This window comes from Myxococcus sp. CA040A (assembly GCF_013336725.1).
Classification (GTDB): domain Bacteria; phylum Myxococcota; class Myxococcia; order Myxococcales; family Myxococcaceae; genus Myxococcus; species Myxococcus llanfairpwllgwyngyllgogerychwyrndrobwllllantysiliogogogochensis.
In genome coordinates this window covers 746,603-767,584 of the sequence record NZ_JABUMR010000005.1, presented here as the reverse complement: position 1 = coordinate 767,584, position 20,982 = coordinate 746,603, and the positions used below count along the sequence as shown (strand labels likewise).

Here is a 20,982-nt window from a genome sequence, read left to right as displayed (position 1 = left end):
CGTCAATGTGAGTGATGCGACCTTGGGGTGTAGACATGTGAGCTTTCGCTGTCTTGCTGGTTTTACACGCGAATCGCTATGGTCCCACGCGGTCGAGGACGGTCTCACGGTGCACGGAGGGTGCGGATATGGACGCACGGTTCGGAAGCGGCCCCTCGTTTGAGCAGGCGGCGCTGTACCGGAGCAAGGGGTGGTGGCGGGACGAGACGGTGCTCGACGACTTGCGTCGAGCTGTGCGGACGCACCCGGACAAGACGGCCATCGTCGCGGCCCGCTACTTCGCCAAGGACGTCACGCGGCTGAGCTACGCGGAGCTGGGGCGCTACGTGGAGCGCTTCGCGGGCGCGCTCGTGTCGCTGGGCGTGGGTCGGGGCGAGCTGGTGGCGGTGCAGTTGCCCAACTGGTGGCAGTTCACCGCGTTGGCGCTGGCGTGCGCGCGCATCGGCGCCGTCGTCGCGCCCATTCCCCCGGACTACCGGCGTCGCGAGGTGGAGTTCATCCTCGGCAGGACGGAGTCATCCGTCTACGTAGGACCCCTGAGTTGGAGCGGGCACTCGCACCGGGACATGTTGCGCGAGGCGGCGCGCGCGCTGCCGTCGCTCAAGCACCGCGTCTTCATCGGGGCGGGCGAGCAGGCGTCGGAGGCGGGCGAGCTGGACTTCGACGCGTACTTCGTCGCCAGGCACTGGGAGGACTCGACGTCGAAGGCGGAACTGGACGCGCGCTCGGCGCGCCCGGACGACGTGTGCAACGTCCTCTATACGTCGGGGACGACGGGCGAGCCCAAGGGCGTCATCCACTCGCACAACACCAACTTCGGTATCACCCGCGCGCTGGTCGAAACCATGGCGCTGGGCGCTGACGACGTGGTGTGTCTGCCCTCGTTGCTCACCGCCTCCAGCGGATTTACCTACCTGTACTTGATGCCGGTGTTGCTGGGCGCGACGGCTGTCTACATGGACGTGGGGGACCCGGAGCTGACGCTGCGCTGCATCGAGGAGCACGGCGTCACGTTCATGTATGGGATTCCCACGTACGTGATGAATGTCATCGCCGCGAAGAAGAAGCGGGGAGGTGACACCTCGTCGTTGCGGCGGCTGTCCACCGGCTCCATCCCCGTGCCTCCGCACCTCATCGCCGCGGTGCGCGAGAGCTTCGGCGTGCCGCTGCACACGCTGTGGGGGATGACGGAGAACGGCGCGGTGACGATTACGCGACGGGAGGATCCGCCGGACTGGCCTTCCAACAGCGACGGGAGGCCCGTGGACTGGATGGAGGTGAAGATTGTTCCCGCGCTGGCGGAAGACGGCTCGCCCTATCCAGAGGGCACCGGCCGACTGCTCGTCCGGGGAGCCAGCCAGTGCCTGGGCTACTTCAAGCGCGAGGACATCTACCGCGCGTGTGTCGACGAAGAGGGGTGGTTCGACACGGGAGACCTGGCGCGGGATGACGGGCGCGGGGGCATCCGCATCGTCGGGCGGCTCAAGGACGTCATCTTCCGCTATGGCCAGAAGGTGCCCGTGGTGGAGGTGGAGTCCGCGCTGTACTCGCATCCGAAGGTGCGGGAGGTGGCCGTCATCGGTCACTCGGACGACCGCATCGGCGGTGAGCGCGTCTGCGCCGTGGTGGTGCCGCGCGACGAGACGCCGACGCTGGATGAGCTTCGCGCCCACCTGAAGGGCCTGGGCATGTCGAATCAGTACTGGCCCGACAGGCTGGAGGTCGTCGAGGAGATGCCCAAGACGCCGTCGGGGAAGATTCGCAAGTACCTGCTGCGCGAGCGTTTGAAGGGGCCCACCGCGAAGGTGGGCTGAGCATGTCCCCGAACATGATGAGGAGCACACGTGAGCACTGAGTCGAGCACCACGCCGTTGGTGCGACAGCTCGCCGGGTATTGGCGTGAGCTGCTGGGGGCGGAAGTCGTGAAGCCGGAGGACCACTTCCTGGAGATTGGCGGCAACTCGCTGATGGCGACGATGCTGGCCAACCGAATCGAAGAGGAGCTGGGCATCCAGCTCTCCATGGTGGACCTGTTCAACACGCTGGAGCACGTGGCCGCCGTCTGCGAGGAGCAGCTGCGCGAGCAGGGCCGCACCTTCCCCGCGGCCTGAAGTCGTCCAGGAGGCGGGCCTTCTCCCGCCATCGTCTCCGAGTGACTGTTCGGGGACTCAAGCTTCACGCCTTCACGAAGCACCAGGTGTCGGTCTCACCGACGCGGGCCTTCGTGTCTTCCGAGATTCGTCTTCTTGAGTTTGAGGTGTCGACATGTCCGCGAATGAGCCGAAGCCCGCGAGCCCTCGTGTTCGCAGGCCGCCCCCCGTGGTGCCCGTTCATCGGGAGGGGCCACCGCCGCTCTCCTTCGCGCAGCGTCGCATGTGGTTCCTCTCGCGGTTGGACCCGTCGGGCTTCGCCTACAACGCGCCCTTCTTCGCGCGGCTCAAGGGATGTCTCGATGTATCAACGCTGGAGCGCGCGCTGACGGAGGTGGTGCGCAGGCACGAAGCGCTGCGGACGACCTTCACGGAAGTCGAAGGCGAGCCGGTGCAGTGCATCGCGCCCGACGCGTCGGTGTCGCTGACCGTGGAGCGGCTGGAGGGGCCGGAGCGGAAGCACGAGGCCCGGCGACTCGCGGAGGAGGAGGCACGGCGTCCGTTCGATTTGGGCACGGGGCCGATGCTGCGCGCGCGGCTGTTGCGCCTGGAGGAAGAGGAGCACGTGTTGCTCCTGACGCTGCACCACATCTCGTGTGACGGCTGGTCGCTGTCGTTGCTGGAGCGGGATTTGCGCGAGCTGTACGGCGCCTTCCTCGATGGCCGCGTGGCGACACTGCCCGCGCTGACGGTGCAGTACGCGGACCATGCGGTGTGGCAGCGCGAGTGGCTGAAGGGGGAGGTGCTGGAGGAGCAGCTCACGTGGTGGAAGAAGCACCTCGACGGAGCCTCGCCCGCGCTGGAACTGCCGACGGATCGACCGAGGCCGCCGGTACAGTCGGCAAGGGGCGCGGTGCTGGGGATGCCGTTGCCCGCCGAGCTGATGAAGGCGCTGCACGAGCGGTGCAAGCAGGAGGCGGTGACGCCGTTCATGTTGTGGCTGGCGAGCCTCCAGGCGTTGCTGTCGCGGCACAGCGGACAGCCGGACGTGGTGGTGGGCACGCCCATCGCGGGGCGCAACCGGCGCGAGGTGGAGGGGCTCATCGGTTTCTTCGCCAACACGCTGGCGCTGCGCGTGGACGTGGATGGAAACGAGTCCTTCAAGTCGCTCTTGGGACGGGTGCGTCAGGCGTGCCTGGGGGCGTACCAGCACCAGGACGTGCCCTTCGAGCGACTGGTGGATGCGCTGCGGCCGGTGCGGGACTTGAGCCGCTCGCCGTTGTTCCAGGTGCTGCTCGTGCTCCAGAGCGCGCCGCCGTTGGTGCGACTGGCGGGGCTGGAGTCGCGCGACGTGGACTTCGAGCCGGGCGTGGCGAAGTTCGACCTTACGCTCTTCGTGCGCGAGACGCCGGAGGGTTGGGTCGCGCTGTGGGAGTACAGCACGGCGCTGTTCGATGAGGCGACGGTGCGCAGGCTCGCCGGCCACCACGTGGCCCTGTTGAAGGGCGTGCTGGAGGACCCGGAGCGCAAGGTCGGGCAGGTGGACCTCCTGGATGAGGAGGAGCGGCGGAAGGTGTTGGAGAAGTGGTCGTGGCAGGAGGAGCACCAGCACCCATCGTGGTTGATGCATCGGCGGGTAGAGGCGCAGGCGGCGCGCACGCCCTCGGCAGTGGCGGTGACGAATGGCGGCGGCTCCCTGACGTACGTGCAACTGGAGCAGCGGGCCAATCAGCTCGCGCACCACTTGATGGCGTTGGGGGTTCGCCCTGGAAGCGTGGTGGGGCTGTGCCTGGAGCGAAGCAGCCTCGACCTGCCGGTGGCGGTGCTGGCGACGCTCAAGACAGGAGCGGCGTGCCTTCCGTTGGACCCGGGCTATCCGCCGTCGCGACTGGCGCGGATGCTCGATGACGTGGCCGCGCCGGTGGTGCTGGTGCATGCCTCGCTGGAGCATGCGTTGCCCGAGGAGGGCACGGCGCGGAGGGTGCGACTGGAGGAGGAGGCAGCGCGCATCGCGGAGCAATCCACCGTGGCACCCGGGTGGGTGTTGTCGCCCGAGCTTCCCTGCTACGTCCTCTTCACATCGGGGAGCACGGGAAGGCCCAAGGGCGTGACGATGTCCCATCGTGCGTTCGGCACGCTGGTGAACTGGCAGTTGGCGAGCTCGTCGGCGCCTGGGGCGAGGACGCTCCAGTTCGCCTCGCTGAGCTTCGACGTGTCCTTCCAGGAGCTGTTCTGCACGCTGGGCGAGGGCGGCACGCTCGTCCTTGTCTCGGCGGCGACGCGTCAGGACCCCGCGACGTTGATGGCGTACCTGCGGGAGCACCGCGTGGAGCGGCTCTTTGTGCCCTTCGTGGCGCTCCAGGCGCTCAGTGAGCGGGCCCGACATGAGACGGAGTTGCCGCCGCTGCGCGAAGTGGTGACGGCGGGCGAGCCGTTGCAGGTGACGCCCGCGGTGGTGTCGTTCTTCGAGCGCCTGCCGGGGTGCGTGCTGGAGAACCAGTACGGCCCCACGGAGACGCATGTGGTGACGGCGTGGAGAGCGAAGGGTCCGCCCTCGACGTGGCCGGTGTTGCCTCCGGTGGGCATGCCCATCGTCCCCGCGACGGTGTTGGTGCTGGATGCGTGGGGCGCCCCATGCCCCATCGGCGTGACGGGAGAGGTGTGCGTGGGAGAGCGCAGCCTCGCGCACGGCTATTGGGGACGGCCGGAGCTGACGGCGGAGCGCTTCGTTCCGAACATCCTGGATAAGGGCCGGGACGGACACCGCATCTACCGCACGGGAGACCGGGGGCGGTGGCTGGCGGATGGGAACCTGGAGCTTCAGGGTCGCGCGGATGAGCAGGTGAAGGTGCGCGGCTTCCGCGTGGAGTTGGGCGAGGTGGAGGTGGCGCTGAAGGAACTTCCCGGCGTGACGGACGCGGCGGTGGTGGTGCGGCGAACGGGCGGGGGAGAGAAGCAACTGGTGGGCTACGTCGTGCGGCCCGAGTCCTCGGACGCGGAGGCACTGACGCGCCGGTTGGCGAATCGGCTGCCCGAGTCCTCAGACGCGGAGGCACTGACGCGCCGGCTGGCGAATCAGTTGCCTGAGTCCTCGGACGCGGAGGCACTGACGCGCCGGCTGGCGAATCAGCTGTCCGAGTCCTGGGACGCGGAGGCTCTGACGCGCCGGCTCGCGAATCAGTTGCCCGAGCACTGGGACGCGGAGGACCTGAAGCGTCGACTGGCGAAGCGGCTCCCCGAGTACATGGTGCCGGGCGTGCTGGTTCGGCTGGAGGCGCTTCCGCTGACGCCCAGCGGAAAGGTGAATCGCCGCGCGCTGCCGGAGGTGGACTCGCGACGAGCGGAGGAGGGAGCCCGCTACGAGGCGCCGCGTGACGCGCTGGAGCGGACGCTGACGGAGGTCTGGCAGGAGGTGCTGGGTGTCCCGCTCGTGGGCGTGAGGGATGACTTCTTCGCGCTCGGTGGGCACTCGCTGCTGGCGACGCGCGTGGTGTCGCGGCTCCGGGATGCCCTGGGCCACGACGTGCCCGTGCGACTGCTGTTCGAGGCGCCCACGGTGGAGGCCCTTGCCGAGCGACTGGGGGCGCAGGGAGGACACGCGCGGTTGCCGGTGCTGACGCGAGCCGAGCGACTCGTGGACCCGCCCCTGTCGTTCGCACAGCGACGCCTGTGGTTCCTCGCGCAGCTCGACGAGGGAGGACATTCGTACAACCTGCCCTTCGTCGTCCGACTCCACGGTGCGTTGAAGGTGGAGGCCCTGGAGCGGGCACTCGCGGAGGTGGTCCGCCGACACGAAGCGCTGCGCACGAGCTTCGTGGAAGTGGGTGGTGAGCCCGTCCAGCGCGTCGCCGTGGATGTCGGCGTGCCCTTGCAGGTGGAGTCGGTGGAGGGCGCCGACGACGTGGAAGAGGCCGTGCGGCGTCGCGTGGTGAGGGAGGTCCAGGCGCCGTTCGCTGTGGCGCGGGCGCCCTTGCTCCGCGCGACGTTGCTGCGAACGGGCGGCGAGGAGCAGGTGCTTGTGGTGGTGCTGCACCACCTGGTCGCGGATGGATGGTCGCTGGGCGTGCTCACCCGCGAACTGGATGCGCTCTATGGCGCGGCCGTGAAAGGCGAGGCGGCGAAGTTGCCCGAGCTGCCCGTGCAGTACGCGGACTACACGGTGTGGCAGCACGAATGGTTGAAGGGAGACGTGGAGGCAGCGCAGCTCTCCTGGTGGCGCGAGGCGCTGACAGGAGCACCTCCGGTGTTGGAGCTGCCCACGGACCGGCCGAGGCCCGCGGTGCAGGGGTACCGAGGCGCGAGCGTGCCGGTGCGGTTGTCCTCGGAGCTGAGCGAGGCGCTGCGACAGTTGAGCCGGAGAGAGGGCGCCACGCTGTACATGACGCTGCTGGCGGGCTTCCAGGTGTTGCTGGCGCGCTACAGCGGACAGTGGGACGTGGTGGTGGGCTCACCGGTGTCGGGGCGGACGGCGAGGGAGACGGAGGGGCTGATGGGCTTCTTCGTCAACACGCTGGCCCTGCGCGCACAGCCGGATGCAGCGTCCTCCTTCCAGGCGTTCCTGCGTCAGACGAAGGAGACGGTACTGGGGGCACTCGCGCACCAGGACGTGCCCTTCGAGAGACTGGTGGAGCACCTCCGCCCGGAGCGGGACTTGAGCCGCTCGCCGTTGTTCCAGGTGCTCTTCACGTTGCAGGAGGCCGCGCCGCTGCTCACCCTGTCGGGTGTCACCGCGAGCCCCTGGGACTTCGCGAGCACCATCGCCAAGTTCGACCTGGAGCTGTTGCTCGTCGATGCACCGGGAGCGGCTGTCGAAGGCCAGCTCATCTACAACGCGGACCTCTTCGAACCGCCCACCGTCCAGCGCATCGCGGAGTGCTTCCTGGAGTTGTTGCGCAACCTCTCCGGCCGATCCGAGGCGCGACTGTCGGCGCTTCCGCTCCTGCCCGCGGCCGAGCGCCAGCGCGTGCTGGAGGCGTGGAACCAGACGGCGGTGGAGTTCCCGCGAGAGGGATGCGTCCATCACCTCTTCGAGGAGCAGGTGTTGCTGCGTCCGGACGCGGTGGCGCTGGAGTTCGGTGCGCAGCGGCTGAGCTACCGGGAGCTGGAGGCGCGGGCCAATCAACTGGCGTGGGCGCTGAAGGCGCGTGGCGTCGGCGTGGATGTGCTGGTGGCGGTGTGCCTGGAGCGCTCGGTGGAGCTCATCGTGTCGCTGCTGGCCATCCTGAAGGCCGGTGGTGCGTACGTGCCCCTGGACTCCAGCTATCCGGCGCGGCGGCTGGAGCAGATGTTGGAGGACACGACGCCTCGGCTGCTCATCACCACGCGCGCCTTGCTGGAGCAACTGCCCCAGGAGGGACGCCCGGAGTTGATGTTGTTGGAGGAAGAGCGGCTGGCGGACCTGCCGACGGCGGCGCCACGCATGCCCGTCTCAGGGCGGAACCTGGCGTACGTGGACTTCACGTCGGGGAGCACGGGGCGCCCCAAGGGCGTGGCCGTCGAGCACCGGGGCGTGCTGCGGTTGTTGTACGGAGCGCCGTACGCGCGACTGGGGCCGGAGGAGACGTTCCTGCTCATCGCGCCCATCTCCTTCGATGCGTCGACGTTGGAGGTGTGGGGACCGCTGTGCCTGGGTGGAAGGCTGGTGGTCTTCCCACCGCGCTCGCCCAGCGAGCTGGACCTGCTGACGGACGTGCTCCATCGGCACTCCGTCACGTTGTTGCACCTGACGGCGGGACTGTTCAGCCAGATGGTGGAGCTGGGGATGGACGGGTTGAAGGGCGTGCGCCAGCTCCTGACGGGTGGAGACGTGGTGTCCGCGCCGCACGTGAAGCGCGTGCTGGAGGAGTTGAAGATTCCGGTGACGGCCTGCTACGGGCCGACGGAGAGCACGCTCTTCACTTCGGTCCATCGGATGACGCGAGTGGAGGACGTGGGCGCGTCGGTGCCCATTGGTCGGCCCATCGGCAACACGCAGGTCTACGTGCTGGATGCGGGGATGGAGCCCGTTCCGGTGGGCGTGGCGGGCGAACTGTTCATCGGGGGTGATGGCCTCGCGCGAGGGTATCTGCGCCAGCCCGATGTGACGGCGGACCGCTTCATTCCGAATCCCTTCAGCGCGGTGCCAGGGGAGCGGCTCTATCGCACCGGAGACCTGGCGCGCTTTCGCCCGGACGGGGTGCTGGAGTTCCTGGGGCGGCGTGACAGCCAGGTGAAGGTGCGGGGCTACCGCATCGAGCTGGCGGAGGTGGAGGCGTCGCTCCTCGCGCATCCAGCGGTGAAGGACGGGTTGGTGGTGGTGCGGGACGGCGCGGGAGGCAAGCGACTGGTCGCGTACTACGTCGAGCACGCGCAGGCGCCCGAGGCACCTCGGGTGCGCGACTGGCTGAAGCAGAAGCTCCCCGAGTTCATGGTGCCCTCGGCCTTCGTGAAGCTGGCGGCGCTCCCGCTGACGGCGAACGGGAAGGTGGACCGAAAGGCCCTGCCGTCACCGGAGCAGGAGGGGTCGGGCGTGGAGGCGATGCAGGGGCCTCGGACGGTGATGGAGTCGCTGGTGGCGCGCATCTGGATGCCGCTGCTCGGAGTGGCGAGGGTGGGCGTGAAGGACGACTTCTTCGCGCTCGGTGGTCATTCGTTGCTGGCGACCCGAGTGGTGTCGAGGCTCCGGGCGGCGCTCGGTCGTGATGTGCCGGTGCGACTGGTGTTCGAGGCGCCCACCGTGGAGGCACTGGCCGAGCGACTCGAAGTCGTGAAGGCAAGTGCGCAGCGCGTGAGCACCCCTGTGCCGGTGCGAGTGTCGAGACACTCCGCGATGCCGCTGTCGTTCGCACAGCAGCGTCTGTGGTTCCTCGGGAAGCTCGACGCCGGAGGGTATTCGTACAACCTGCCGTTCGTCGTCCGACTGCGAGGCGCCCTGAACCTCAAGGCGCTGGAGCAGGCGCTCGCGGTGTTGGTGCGGAGACACGAGGCGCTGCGCACGACGTTCGAGGAAGTGGAAGGCGAGCCGGTGCAGCGCATCGCTTCGGATGTCGCGGCGCCGCTGTCCGTGGTGGAGGTGACGGAGGACGCCACGCGCGGCCAGGTGGAGACGCTATCGAAGCAGTCGTTCGACCTGGGAACGGGCCCGCTGCTGCGAGTGACGCTGCTGAAACTGAGCGAGCAGGAGCACGTGTTGGTGCTGGTGCTGCACCACATCGTCGCGGACGGCTGGTCGATGGGCGTGCTCGCGAAGGAGCTGGAGACGCTCTACAGCGCGCAGGTGAAGGGCCGCGAAGCAACGCTGCCGGAGTTGCCCGTGCAGTACGCGGACTACGCGGTGTGGCAGCGGGAGTGGCTGAAGGGGGAGGTGCTGGAGGAGCAGTTGTCGTGGTGGAGGGCGAGGCTGGCGGGAGCTCCTGAGGTGCTGGAGGTGCCGACGGACCGACCGAGGCCGGCGGTGCAGGGGTATCGCGGTGCGAGCGTGGCGGTGAAGCTGTCCTCGGAGCTGAGCGAGAAGCTGAAGCGCTTGAGTCGGCAGGAGGGCGTGACGCTGTACATGACGCTGCTGGCGGGCTTCCAGGTGTTGCTGGCGCGCTACAGCGGACAGTGGGACGTGGTGGTGGGTTCGCCGGTGTCTGGGCGGACGACGAAGGAGGTGGAGGGGCTGATTGGCTTCTTCGTGAACACGCTGGTGGTGAGGACGGAGGCGTCGAGCGAGCTGACGTTCCGCGAGATGCTGGGGCGTGTGAAGGAGTCGGTGCTGGGAGCCTTCGGGCACCAGGAGGTGCCGTTCGAGAAGCTGGTGGAGGCGCTGCAGTCGAGCCGTGACTTGAGTCGCGCGCCCCTGGTCCAGATTGCCTTTGGCTTGAACGGGCCCGCTGAGTTGCCGTCGCTGCAGGAGCTGTCCTCGTCTGAACTGACGTATGAGCCGGGCATGGCGAAGTTCGACCTCGCGCTGTCGGTGCGTGAGGACGCGGAGGACCTGACGGGCTTCTGGGAACTCAACACGGACCTGTTCGACGCTGCGACAGTGGAGCGCATGGCGGCCCACTTCCAGCAAGTGCTGGAGGCGGCGGTGGAGAATCCGGAGGCGAGGCTGAACGCGCTTCCGATGTCAGGGCATCGCGAAGTGCCGGTGAAGGTGCCGGTTGTTCGTCTCCAGGCTCGGCGGTTGGACCGGCTGGCTCCGGAGGTCGTGCCGGAGGGATTCATCGCTCCGCGGACGGCCATCGAGGAGCTGGTGGCGGGAGTCTGGGCTCCACTGCTGGGAGTGAGGCACGTGGGGGCCGAAGACAACTTCTTCGAGCGGGGAGGGCACTCGCTGCTGGTGATGCAGGTGGCCTCGCGGCTGCGCGAGGTGTTGGGCCGAGAGGTGTCGGTGCGGACGCTCTTCGAGGCGCCCACTGTCGCCACGCTGGCCAAGAGCCTGGAGAGCGGTGGTACCGGGCAGGGACGTCCGGAGCTGATGCCCACGACTCGCACGGAGGCTCCGCCCCAGTCGTTCGCACAGCAGCGCCTGTGGTTCCTGGACCGGCTTGAGCCGAACAGCCCGCTCTACAATATCCCCCTCGCGATACGACTGACGGGGGCGCTGGACGTCGCGGCCCTGGAGCGCTCCTTCCACACGTTGGTCCGTCGCCACGAGTCCCTGCGGACGACCTTCGAGCAAGGCGACCAAGGGGCGGTGCAGCACATCCATCCCTTCGCGCCAGTACCGCTGCGAGTGGTGGACCTGAGTGGCCTCCCTAGCGAGACCCGAGAGCAACAGGCGCTCCGACTGGGGGGCGAGGAAGGACGGCGCCCGTTCGACCTGGGCACGGGCCCGCTGCTGCGAGTGACGCTGTTGAAGCTGAGCGAGCAGGAGCACGTGCTGGTGCTGGTGCTGCACCACATCGTCGCGGACGGCTGGTCGATGGGCGTGCTCACGAAGGAGCTGGAGACGCTCTACAGCGCGCAGGTGAAGGGCCGCGAAGCAACGTTGCCGGAGCTTCCGGTGCAGTACGCGGACTACGCGGTGTGGCAGCGAGAGTGGCTGAATGGAGAGGTGCTGGAGCAGCAGTTGGCGTGGTGGAGGGCGAGGCTTGCGGGAGCCCCTGAGGTGCTGGAGGTGCCGACGGACCGACCGAGGCCGGCGGTGCAGGGGTACCAAGGCGCGAGCGTGGCGGTGAAGCTGTCCTCGGAGCTGAGCGAGAAGCTGAAGCGCTTGAGTCGGCAGGAGGGCGTGACGCTGTACATGACGTTGCTGGCGGGCTTCCAGGTGCTGCTGGCGCGCTACAGCGGACAGTGGGACGTGGTGGTGGGTTCGCCGGTGTCTGGGCGGACGACGAAGGAAGTGGAGGGGCTGATTGGCTTCTTCGTGAACACGCTGGTGGTGAGGACGGAGGCGTCGAGCGAGCTGACATTCCGGGAGATGTTGAGGCGTGTCCGGGACGCGGTCCTGGGAGCGCTCACGCACCAGGAGGTGCCGTTCGAGAAGCTGGTGGACGCGTTGCAGTTGTCTCGCGACTTGAGCCGCTCGCCGTTGGTGCAGGTGTCCTTCGCGCTCCAGAGTGCGCCGTCGGGGGCCCTCTCGTTGCCGGGGCTCACGCAGCAGCCGATGGACCTGGGAACGAGGACCGCCAAGTTCGACCTCGCGTTGTCCATGGGAGAGGACGCGGAGGGACTGTCAGGCACCTGGGAGCTGAACACGGACCTGTACGACACGGCGACCGTGGAGCGCATGGCGACGCACTACCAGCGGTTGCTGGAGGCGGTCGTCGAGGTGCCGGAGGCGACCCTGCGTGCGCTGCCGATGCCTGGGCATCGCGAGGTGCAGGAGAAGGCTGTCGGTTCCCGCATCCAGTCACGCCAAGGCGAGCGCGTGATTCCGGAGCAGGGGTTGGAGGACTTCATCGCGCCCAGGACCGCGATGGAGGAGTTGGTGGCGGAGACCTGGGCCCCGCTGCTGGGCGTGAAGCGGTTGGGCGCGGAGGACAACTTCTTCGAACGGGGAGGGCACTCGCTGCTGGTGATGCAAGCCGCGTCTCGGCTGCGAGCGGCGCTGGGGCACGAGGTTCCGGTGCGCATGCTCTTCGAGGCACCCACGGTGTCCTCGTTGGCCGCGAGTCTGTCCGTGTTGGCGCGGGGTGGGCTCGGGGTTCGGAGTCCGCCGCTGCGCCCCGCATCGCGGGTGGATGCACCGCCCCTGTCCTTCGCGCAGCAGCGCTTGTGGTTCCTCGACCGGCTGGAGCCGAACAGCCCGCTCTACAACATCGCCCTGGCCGTGACGATGGAGGGCGTGCTCGACATTGGCGCGCTGGAGAAGGCGTTCCATGCGCTGGTTCACCGCCACGAGTCCCTGAGGACGACGGTCCGACAGGTTGCGCTCGGTGCGGTCCAGCACATCAGTCCTTCCATGGCGGTACCGCTGCCCGTGGTGGACCTGTGCGGGCTGCCCGTGGAGGCCCGGGCGCATGAAGCCTTGAGGCTCGGGATGCAGGAGGAACGGCGTCCGTTTGACCTGGGCACGGGCCCCTTGCTGCGAGTGACGCTGCTGAAGCTGAGCGAGCAGGAGCATGTGCTGGTACTGGTGCTGCACCACATCGTGTCCGACGGTTGGTCGATGGGCGTGCTCACGAAGGAGTTGGAGGCGCTCTACACCGCCCATGTGAAGGGCGGGGACGCGGTGTTGCCGGAGTTGCCCGTGCAGTACGCGGACTACGCGGTGTGGCAGCGAGAGTGGCTGAAGGGGGACGTGCTGGAGGAGCAGTTGTCGTGGTGGAGGGCGAGGTTGGAGGGTGCCCCCGAAGCGCTGGAGCTGCCGACCGACCGACCGAGGCCCGCGGTGCAGGGGCACCGTGGCGCGAGCGTGGCGGTGAGGCTGTCCTTCGAGCTGAGCGAGAAGCTGAAGCAGTTGAGCCGGCGGGAAGGTGTGACGCTGTACATGTCACTGCTGGCGGTGTTCCAGGTGCTGCTGGCGCGCTACAGCGGACAGTGGGACGTGGTGGTGGGTTCGCCGGTGTCTGGGCGGACGACGAAGGAAGTGGAGGGCCTGATTGGCTTCTTCGTGAACACGCTGGTGGTGAGGACGGAGGCGTCACGTGCGCTGACGTTCCGGGAGCTGCTGGCTCAGGTCCGGGAGTCGGTGCTGGGCGCCTTCGCGCATCAGGAGGTGCCGTTCGAGAAGCTGGTGGACGCGTTGCAGTTGTCTCGCGACTTGAGCCGCTCGCCGTTGGTGCAGGTGTCCTTCGCGCTCCAGAGTGCGCCGTCGGGGGACCTGTCGTTGCCAGGGCTTGTGCTGCGTGCGCTGGACCTGGGGACGCAGGTGGCGAAGTTCGACCTCGCGTTGTCCGTGCGAGAGGACGCGGAGGGAATGGCGGGGTACTGGGTGTTCAACACGGACCTGTTCGACACGGAGACCGTGGAGCGCCTGGCCATCCACTACGAGCGGTTGCTGGAGTCCGCCGTGGCGATGCCCGAAGCGCGGCTGGATGCGCTCGGGATGCCTGGGCACATTGAAGTGCCGGAGAGGACTCCGTCCGCTCGCATCCACGCCCATCGCACGGAGCGGCGGGATTCCGAGCAGATGTCGGAGTCCTTCATCGCGCCCAGGACGGCGATGGAGGAGCGGGTGGCGGAGATCTGGGCTCCGTTGCTCGGCGTGAAGCGCGTTGGCGCGGAGGACAACTTCTTCGAGCGAGGAGGGCACTCGCTGCTGGTGATGCAGGTGGCCTCGCGGTTGCGCGAGCTGCTGGGCCGCGACGTGCCAGTGCGGGTGCTCTTCGAGGCACCCACGGTGTCCGCGCTGGCTTCTCGATTGGATGAACTCTTGAAGGACGGGCTCAGGACAGGTCGTCCAGAGTTGGTCCGCACGGAACGGACGGAGGCACTGCCTCAGTCCTTCGCGCAGCAGCGCTTGTGGTTCCTCGACCGGCTGGAGCCGGGTGGCTCGCTCTACAACATCGCGCTCGCGATGAAGCTGGAGGGCGTGCTCGACGTGAAGGCTCTGGAGCGTGCCTTCAATGAGCTGGTCCGTCGTCACGAGACCCTGAGGACGACCTTCCATCAGCATGCGCAGGGGGCCGTGCAGCGCATCCACGCCGCCGCATCCCTGCCGTTGTCCGTGGTGGACCTGAGTGGCCTCCCCGTCGAAACCCGAGAGCAAGAGGCCCTCCGACTGGGTGCCGAAGAAGGACGGCGTCCGTTCGACTTGAGCGCGGGCCCTCTGCTGCGAGTGACGCTGCTGAAGCTGAGCGAGCAGGAGCACGTCCTGGTGCTGGTGCTGCACCACATCGTGTCCGATGGCTGGTCGACGTGGGTGCTCACGAAGGAGCTGGAGACACTCTACGGCGCCTACGTGAAGGGCGAGGCCGCGACGCTGCCGGAGTTGCCCGTGCAGTACGTGGACTACGCGGTGTGGCAGCGGGAGTGGCTGACGGGGGAGGTGCTGGAGGAGCAGTTGTCGTGGTGGAGGACGAAGCTGGCGGGAGTCCCCGAAGCGCTGGAGGTGCCCACGGACCGGCCGAGGCCGGCGGTGCAGGGGTACCAGGGCGCGAGCGTGGCGGTGAAGCTGTCCTCGGAGCTGAGCGAGAAGTTGAAGCAACTGAGCCTGCGGGAGGGCGTGACGCTGTACATGACGCTGCTGGCGGGCTTCCAGGTGCTGCTGGCGCGCTACAGCGGACAGTGGGACGTGGTGGTGGGCTCACCGGTGTCTGGGCGGACGACGAAGGCGGTGGAGGGGCTGATTGGCTTCTTCGTGAACACGCTGGTGGTGAGGACGGAATCGTCGGGTGAGCTGACGTTCCGGGAGATGTTGGGGCGTGTGAAGGAGTCAGTGCTGGGGGCCTTCGGGCACCAGGAAGTGCCGTTCGAGAAGCTGGTGGAGGCCCTGAGCCTGAAGCGCGACATGAGTCGCGCGCCGTTGGTCCAGGTGGTGTTCCAGCTCTTGAACACGCCGTCGGGAGACCTGTCGTTGTCCGGTCTCACGCAACGCCCGTTGGACCTGGGTCTTCGCGCCGCCAAGGTCGACCTCGCGCTGGGACTGAGAGAGACCGCCGACGGTATCGAGGGAGGACTCGAGTTCAGCAGCGACCTGTACGACGTCGCGACCATGGAGCGCTTCGGAGAACACCTGGAGCGCCTGCTGGAAGGCGCGGTGACCGAGCCGGGCCGGCGACTGCGAGACCTTCCGCTTCTGAGTGTGTCCTCACGGCAGTCGCTGCTGGCGCGGGGTGGCAGCGAAGCGCCCTTCGAGGGTGAGTGCCTGCACCGGTTGTTCGAGGCCCAGGTCGCGCGAACGCCCGAGGCGGTGGCGGTCGAGATGGAGGGGCAGACGCTGACCTACGCCCAGCTCGACCGGAGAGCCCACAAGTTGGCCACGGTGTTGCGCACGTGGGGCGTGAGGCCCGACGTGGTGGTGGGCCTGTGCCTGGGGCCGAGCCTCGACTGGGTCGTGGCGATGCTCGCCATCCTCAAGGCGGGCGGCGCCTACCTGCCGATGGACCCGGAGCATCCACCGGAGCGCCTCGCGTACATGCTGGATGACGCGAAGGTCGCGCTGCTGGTGTCGCGCTCGGAAGAGGCGTCGCAACTCGCCTACTCGGGGGCCACCGTGTTGCTGGATGAAATCGGTGAACTCGATGACCTGGTGGGCGCGGAGTCGCTGGCGCCCGAAGTCACGGCGCGAAACCTCGCGTATGTCATCTACACGTCGGGGAGCACGGGGCGCCCGAAGGGGACGCTGCTTGCGCACCGGGGCGCGGCGAACCTGGCTGAGTCCTTCCCCTCGGTGCTCGGCGGTCTTGGCCCGGGCGACAGGACGTTGATGTTCGCGACGGTGAGCTTCGATGCCTCCGTGGCGGAGGTCTTCCCCGCACTGCTGAACGGGGCGACGCTGGTCCTGGCGCGGCGCGCGCAGATGGCGCCTGGAAGGCCATTGACGGAGTTGCTCGCGCGCGAGCGAATCTCCGTGGCGACCCTGCCGCCGTCGGTCCTGGCGATGATGCCGGTGGTCGAGCTTCCCAGGCTTCGAGTCCTGCTCTCCGCCGGCGAGTCCTGCACCGAGGAGTTGGTGGCGCGGTGGAGCCCGGGGCGACGTTTCATCAATGGCTATGGCCCGACGGAAGGAACGGTGGCCGCGACCTGGGGCGAGTGCTTCCCGGGAACACGTCCCACGATTGGCAGGCCGTTGCGCAACGTGGTGGTGCGGGTGATGGATGACGCGGGCAATCTGGCTCCCACGGGAGTCTGGGGCGAGCTGTACCTTGGTGGCGTGGGACTGGCGCGAGGGTACCTGGGGCGTCCGGACCTGACGGCCGAGCGCTTCGTCCCGGACCCGTATGGTGAAGGGGGACGGCTGTATCGAACGGGTGACGTGGTGCGGCTGCTCGAAGATGGAAGGTTCGAGTACCTGCGCCGCGCCGATGCCCAGGTGAAGGTGCGCGGTGTGCGCGTCGAGCCCGCGGAGGCGAGTGCCGCGCTCGCGGCGCATCCGGAGGTCCGGTCCGCCGTGGTCATGGGCCGGGAAGACACGCCGGGAGACATGCGGTTGGTGGCGTATGTGGTGCCGACGGAGGAGGCCACGTTGACGGCCGATGTGCTGCGCGCGTGGTTGAAGCGCTCGTTGCCGGAGCCGTGGATTCCGTCGGTGTTCGTGGTGCTGCGCGAGTTGCCGCTCACGCCGAATGGGAAGGTGGACTGGAAGGTGCTGCCCTCACCCGAGGCGCACCGGCCAGAGCTGAGCGGTGGCTACGTCGAGCCTCAAGAAGGCCTGGAGCAGGTGATCGCCCAACTGGTGGCGGAGGTGCTGAAGCTGGACCGCGTGGGCGCGGACGACAACTTCTTCGACCTGGGTGGCAACTCGCTCCTGCTCCAGATGTTGCAGATGAAGCTGGAGGAGCGACTGGGGCGCAAGGTGCCGTTGGTGTCGCTGCTCCAGTTCCCCACCGTGCGCACGCTCGCCGCTCAATTGGGGCCCGCCCCGGAGCCGGAGGCGCCTCGCCAGCCCGCGACTTCCGGAGACAGGCGTGAGGGACTCCAGCGGCTGGCGCAGCAGCGGCGGCGCCGACCGGGCTCGGATTAACGCAGCAAGCGCGCCAACTTCGCTCCGAGCACCTCGACATGGGGTGCTTGCAGCATCGTGTGGTGATCGCCAGGGACAACCTCCACGCGCGCCGCCGCGCCCAGGTCCAACCAGCCGAGCTCCGGGTGAGGTGGGAAGCCGGGAGGTGGCTGTTGGGCGCGGAAGTATTGGAACTCGCCCTCGCTCCATCGCGGCGGCACGTAGAGACTCAATGCCCGCGTGTTCGCGCGCAGCACGTCCAGTTGTCTGCGGGCCGCTTCGAACTCCGAGAAGTGGGGCTCGATACCGTCCCGCGCCGCTTCCTCCTGGAGCAGGCGGAACTGCTCTTCGACGGGCAAGTCCTTCGGCCACTCGGCGGAAGGTGTGAACGTCTTCCCCGCGCGGAAGGTCAGCAGCGAGACCTGGTCCGCGAGCTCCGCGGAGACGTGCCCAGGTGGCGGTGTGTCCAGGAGCGCGCACAGGGGCACGCTGTTGCCTTCAGCCGACAGTCGGCGCGCCATCTCGTAGGCGATGGTGCCACCCAGGGATGCACCCACGAGCAGATAGGGACCTCGGGGCCGTACGGTGCGAAGCGCAGTGAGGTAGTGCTCCGCCATCTGCTCCACGGTGGTGTGGCACGAGGTGCCCGAGTTGAGTCCCACCGACTCGAAGCCGTACATGGGCCGCTCGGGAGAGAGGTGTCTCGCCAGCTCACGGTAGAAGAGCACCTGTCCACCGGCTGCATGCACGAAGAAGACGGGCACCCCGTGAGTTCCCTCCTGGAGTCGCACGAGGCAACTGGGGGCCATGGGCGCGGCGTCGCGAGCACCTTCTCCAATGCGCGCGGCGAGTCGCGCGATGGTGGGAGATTCCAGCACGGCCTTCAGGGGAAGCCGCGCTCCAAGTCGGTCCTCGATGCGGGCACTCAATCTCAAGGCGAGGAGGGAGTCGCCACCCAGCGCGAAGAAGTCGTCATGGATGCCGATGTTCTCCAGGTGGAACGTGAGCCGGAAGCACTCGAGCAACACCTGCTCCGTGGCATCGCGAGGCGCCGAAGCGCGCGGGCCCTCGTCGCGACCCATGGCGGGCCGCACTTCTTCGCGTGCTTCCACGGCACGAGTGGTCGAGGGCGCCGTGGGAGCCGTCGCGGGCTCAATCCAGTGTCGCTCCCGGTCGAAGCTGTAGCCCGGCAGTGCGACGCGTCGGCGCCGCTCTCCGGCGCGGAAGCGCTCCCAGTCGATGGTGATGCCCGCGAGCCAGGCCTCTCCGAGTGACGCAAGTGGATGCGGGGGCTGCTTGGCGGAGGCGGACGCCAACGTGGAGAGGATGGGCTGCGAGGTGCGGGTCGGATGTCGTCGCGCGAGCGAAGACAGCGCCGTGCCCGGGCCGACTTCGATGAACGCGCGGTCTCCCGTGGAGAGCAGCAGGTGAAGTCCGTCGGAGAAGCGGACTGTCTCGCGCAGATGGCGACACCAATACAGGGGATCCGCTGCTTCGCGCTCGCCAAGCCACCGCCCGGTGAGACTCGACACCACGGGCAACTTCGGGGCACGGGGGGAGAATCGGGAGACCACGCGCGCGAAGTCCGCCAGATGTGGTTCGAGCATCACCGAATGCGCCGCGCGACTCATATGCAGTCTCCGCGTCTCGACGCCTTGCGTGGCGAGGGCGGTCTCCAGGGCATCGAGCGCCTCTAGCGGGCCCGAGAGGACGCAGTCGGAGGGTGTGTTGATGGCCGCCACGGACAGCAGGGGATTCAGCAGGGGCTCCACCTGGTCCAGCGGCGCGAGGACCGCCGTCATCCCGCCAGGAGGGAGCCGCTCCATGATTCTGCCGCGCGCGGTGACCAGCTCCAGCGCCTCTTCGAGCGTGAAGACTCCGGCCAGACAGGCCGCGACGTACTCGCCCAGGGAATGGCCGAACAGCGCCTCGGGCTGGACACCCCGGGACATCCAGAGCTGCGCCAGCGCCCAGTCACAGGTGAACAGCGCCGCCTGGGTCCACACCGGACGTGCCAGCTCACGAGCCGCCGTGTCGTAGCGCTCCGGGGGCGCGAACATCACCTCGCGCAGGTCACCACCGAGCGGGGCACGCAGCAACGCGGCACATCGGTCCACGGCTTCGCGAAACGCGGGCTCACCGAGCAACTCCGCGCCCATGTTCACCCGCTGCGTGCCTCCGCCCGGGAACAGGAAGACGGCGCTTCTTCGCTCTGCTTCATCGAAGGCGGTGCGAGGTCGAAGTGGGTCGTCCCGGTGACTCAAGCGCGCGGAGGTCTCCGAGAGCGTGCTCGCGGTGACGAAGCGTCGCCAGCCGAAGCGATTGCGTCCGACTTGAAGGGTGTGGGCCACGTCAGCAAGCGCGGCCTGGGTGTGGCCCAGGTGCTCGGACAGCTCCATGGTCATCCGCTCCAGCGCGGCCTCGGACCTGGCGGACAGCAACACCAGTTGTTGTTCCGCACGAGGCGGGTCACTCACCGGAGTGGGGGCCTCTTCGAGCACGACGTGTACGTTGGTGCCGCCCATGCCGAACGAACTCACCCCCGCGCGTCGAGGGCCCGCGCTGTTCCAGGGACGAGGCTCGGCCACGACGTAGAAGGGACTGCCCGCCAGCTCCAACAGGGGATTGGGCTGACGGAAGTGGACGGTGGGCGGAAGCTGTCGGTGTTCCAGCGCCAGCACCGCCTTGATGAGTCCGGACACTCCGGCCGCCGCGTCGAGATGGCCCAGGTTGCTCTTCACCGAGCCCAGGCCGATGGTGCCGGGGGCCACGCCTTGGAAGACCTGCTTGAGCGCGGTGACCTCGACAGGGTCTCCCAGCGGCGTGCCCGTGCCGTGGGCTTCGATGAAGGAGATGGAGCGGGGTTCGACTCCGGCCAGGGCCAGCGCATCGCTGATGGCGGCGACCTGCCCGGAGACGGACGGCGCGGTGAAGCCCGCCTTGCTGCTGCCATCGTTGTTGGCGGCGGAGCCGAGGATGACCGCGCGAATCGGGTCTCCATCCGCGAGCGCGTCCTCCAGTCGCTTGAGGAGCACCACGCCGACACCGTTGCCCGGCACGGTGCCCGCCGCCTGGGAGTCGAAGGCGCGGCAGTGTCCATCAGGTGAGGAGATGCCCCCCTCCTGCGTGGGGTAGGCGACGAGCTGAGGAGAGCGCACGGCCGCGCCTCCCGCGAGCGCGAGGTTGCACTCCCCCGCGAGCAGCGCCTGACAGGCGAGGTGCACCGCGGTCAGCGATGTGGAGCACGCCGTCTGCACCGTCATCGCGGGCCCGGTGAGGTTCAGCTTGTACGCCACGCGCGTCGCCAGGAAGTCGCTGTGCGTCCCGAGGATGCTCTCCGTCCAGTCGCTGGAGCGCCGCTCCATGCTCGGCAGGACGTTCGTCAGGAGATAGGTGCTGAGCGAAGCGCCGCCATAGATGCCCACGTGCAGCGGCCGGGCCCGCGCGGCATATCCCGCGGACTCGAGCGCCCCCCAGCAGCACTCGAGGAAGAGGCGTTGCTGGGGGTCGAGTTGCTCGGCTTCGCGAGGGGAGTAGCCGAAGAAGCGCGCGTCGATGAGGTCGGCATCCGCGATGACACCCGCCGCCGCGACCCAGCCTTCGTCCGAGGGAAGGCCGGCCTTCGCGCGCTGCTTGGCATCCAGCACCGTGACGGATTCAACGCCCGAGATGAGGTTGGACCAGAATCGCCGTGCGTCCGAAGCGCCCGGAAAGCGCAGCGACAGCCCGACGATGGCGATGGCCGTCGGGCCGGGCGGCTCATGAGACACGTTCTCACCCATCCCCGGACTAGAGCATGGCTGGATGCGCGAGTTGAACGTGGATGGCCTCGTACGCTGATAAAACTGATTTAAGCTGGAATAACAGTCGCTGCGGAGG

At 68.3% G+C, this 20,982-nt stretch carries 4 protein-coding genes; 3 read left to right on the top strand and 1 reads right to left on the bottom strand.

What is annotated here, in order from left to right; translation table 11 throughout:
- Positions 1-128: 128 nt before the first annotated feature.
- From HUA75_RS24955 to HUA75_RS24945, 3 genes are all read left to right on the top strand, one after another.
- Complete coding sequence (locus tag HUA75_RS24955; protein WP_174487786.1) at positions 129-1,814, top strand: AMP-binding protein; 1,686 nt, start codon at positions 129-131, stop codon at positions 1,812-1,814.
- Positions 1,815-1,844: 30 nt separating this feature from the next.
- A complete protein-coding gene (locus tag HUA75_RS24950) occupies positions 1,845-2,111 on the top strand; it encodes a phosphopantetheine-binding protein (protein WP_141642707.1) in 267 nt (88 codons plus the stop codon).
- 154 nt (positions 2,112-2,265) lie between these two features.
- Entirely contained in the window at positions 2,266-17,124 is a 14,859-nt protein-coding gene (locus HUA75_RS24945; protein ID WP_174487785.1) for a non-ribosomal peptide synthetase, read from the top strand.
- On the opposite strand, the gene HUA75_RS24940 is transcribed toward HUA75_RS24945, so the two are convergent.
- Complete coding sequence (locus HUA75_RS24940; RefSeq protein ID WP_174487784.1) at positions 17,121-20,885, bottom strand: type I polyketide synthase; 3,765 nt, start codon at positions 20,883-20,885, stop codon at positions 17,121-17,123. The genes HUA75_RS24945 and HUA75_RS24940 overlap by 4 nt on opposite strands.
- Between the last annotated feature and the right edge of the window lie 97 nt (positions 20,886-20,982).

Coding starts and splice junctions, on each gene's coding strand:
- HUA75_RS24955 (WP_174487786.1), top strand. CDS start 129: ATGGACGCACGGTTCGGAAGCGGCCCCTCGTTTGAGCAGGCGGCGCTG.
- HUA75_RS24945 (WP_174487785.1), top strand. CDS start 2,266: ATGTCCGCGAATGAGCCGAAGCCCGCGAGCCCTCGTGTTCGCAGGCCG.
- HUA75_RS24940 (WP_174487784.1), bottom strand. CDS start 20,885: ATGGGTGAGAACGTGTCTCATGAGCCGCCCGGCCCGACGGCCATCGCC.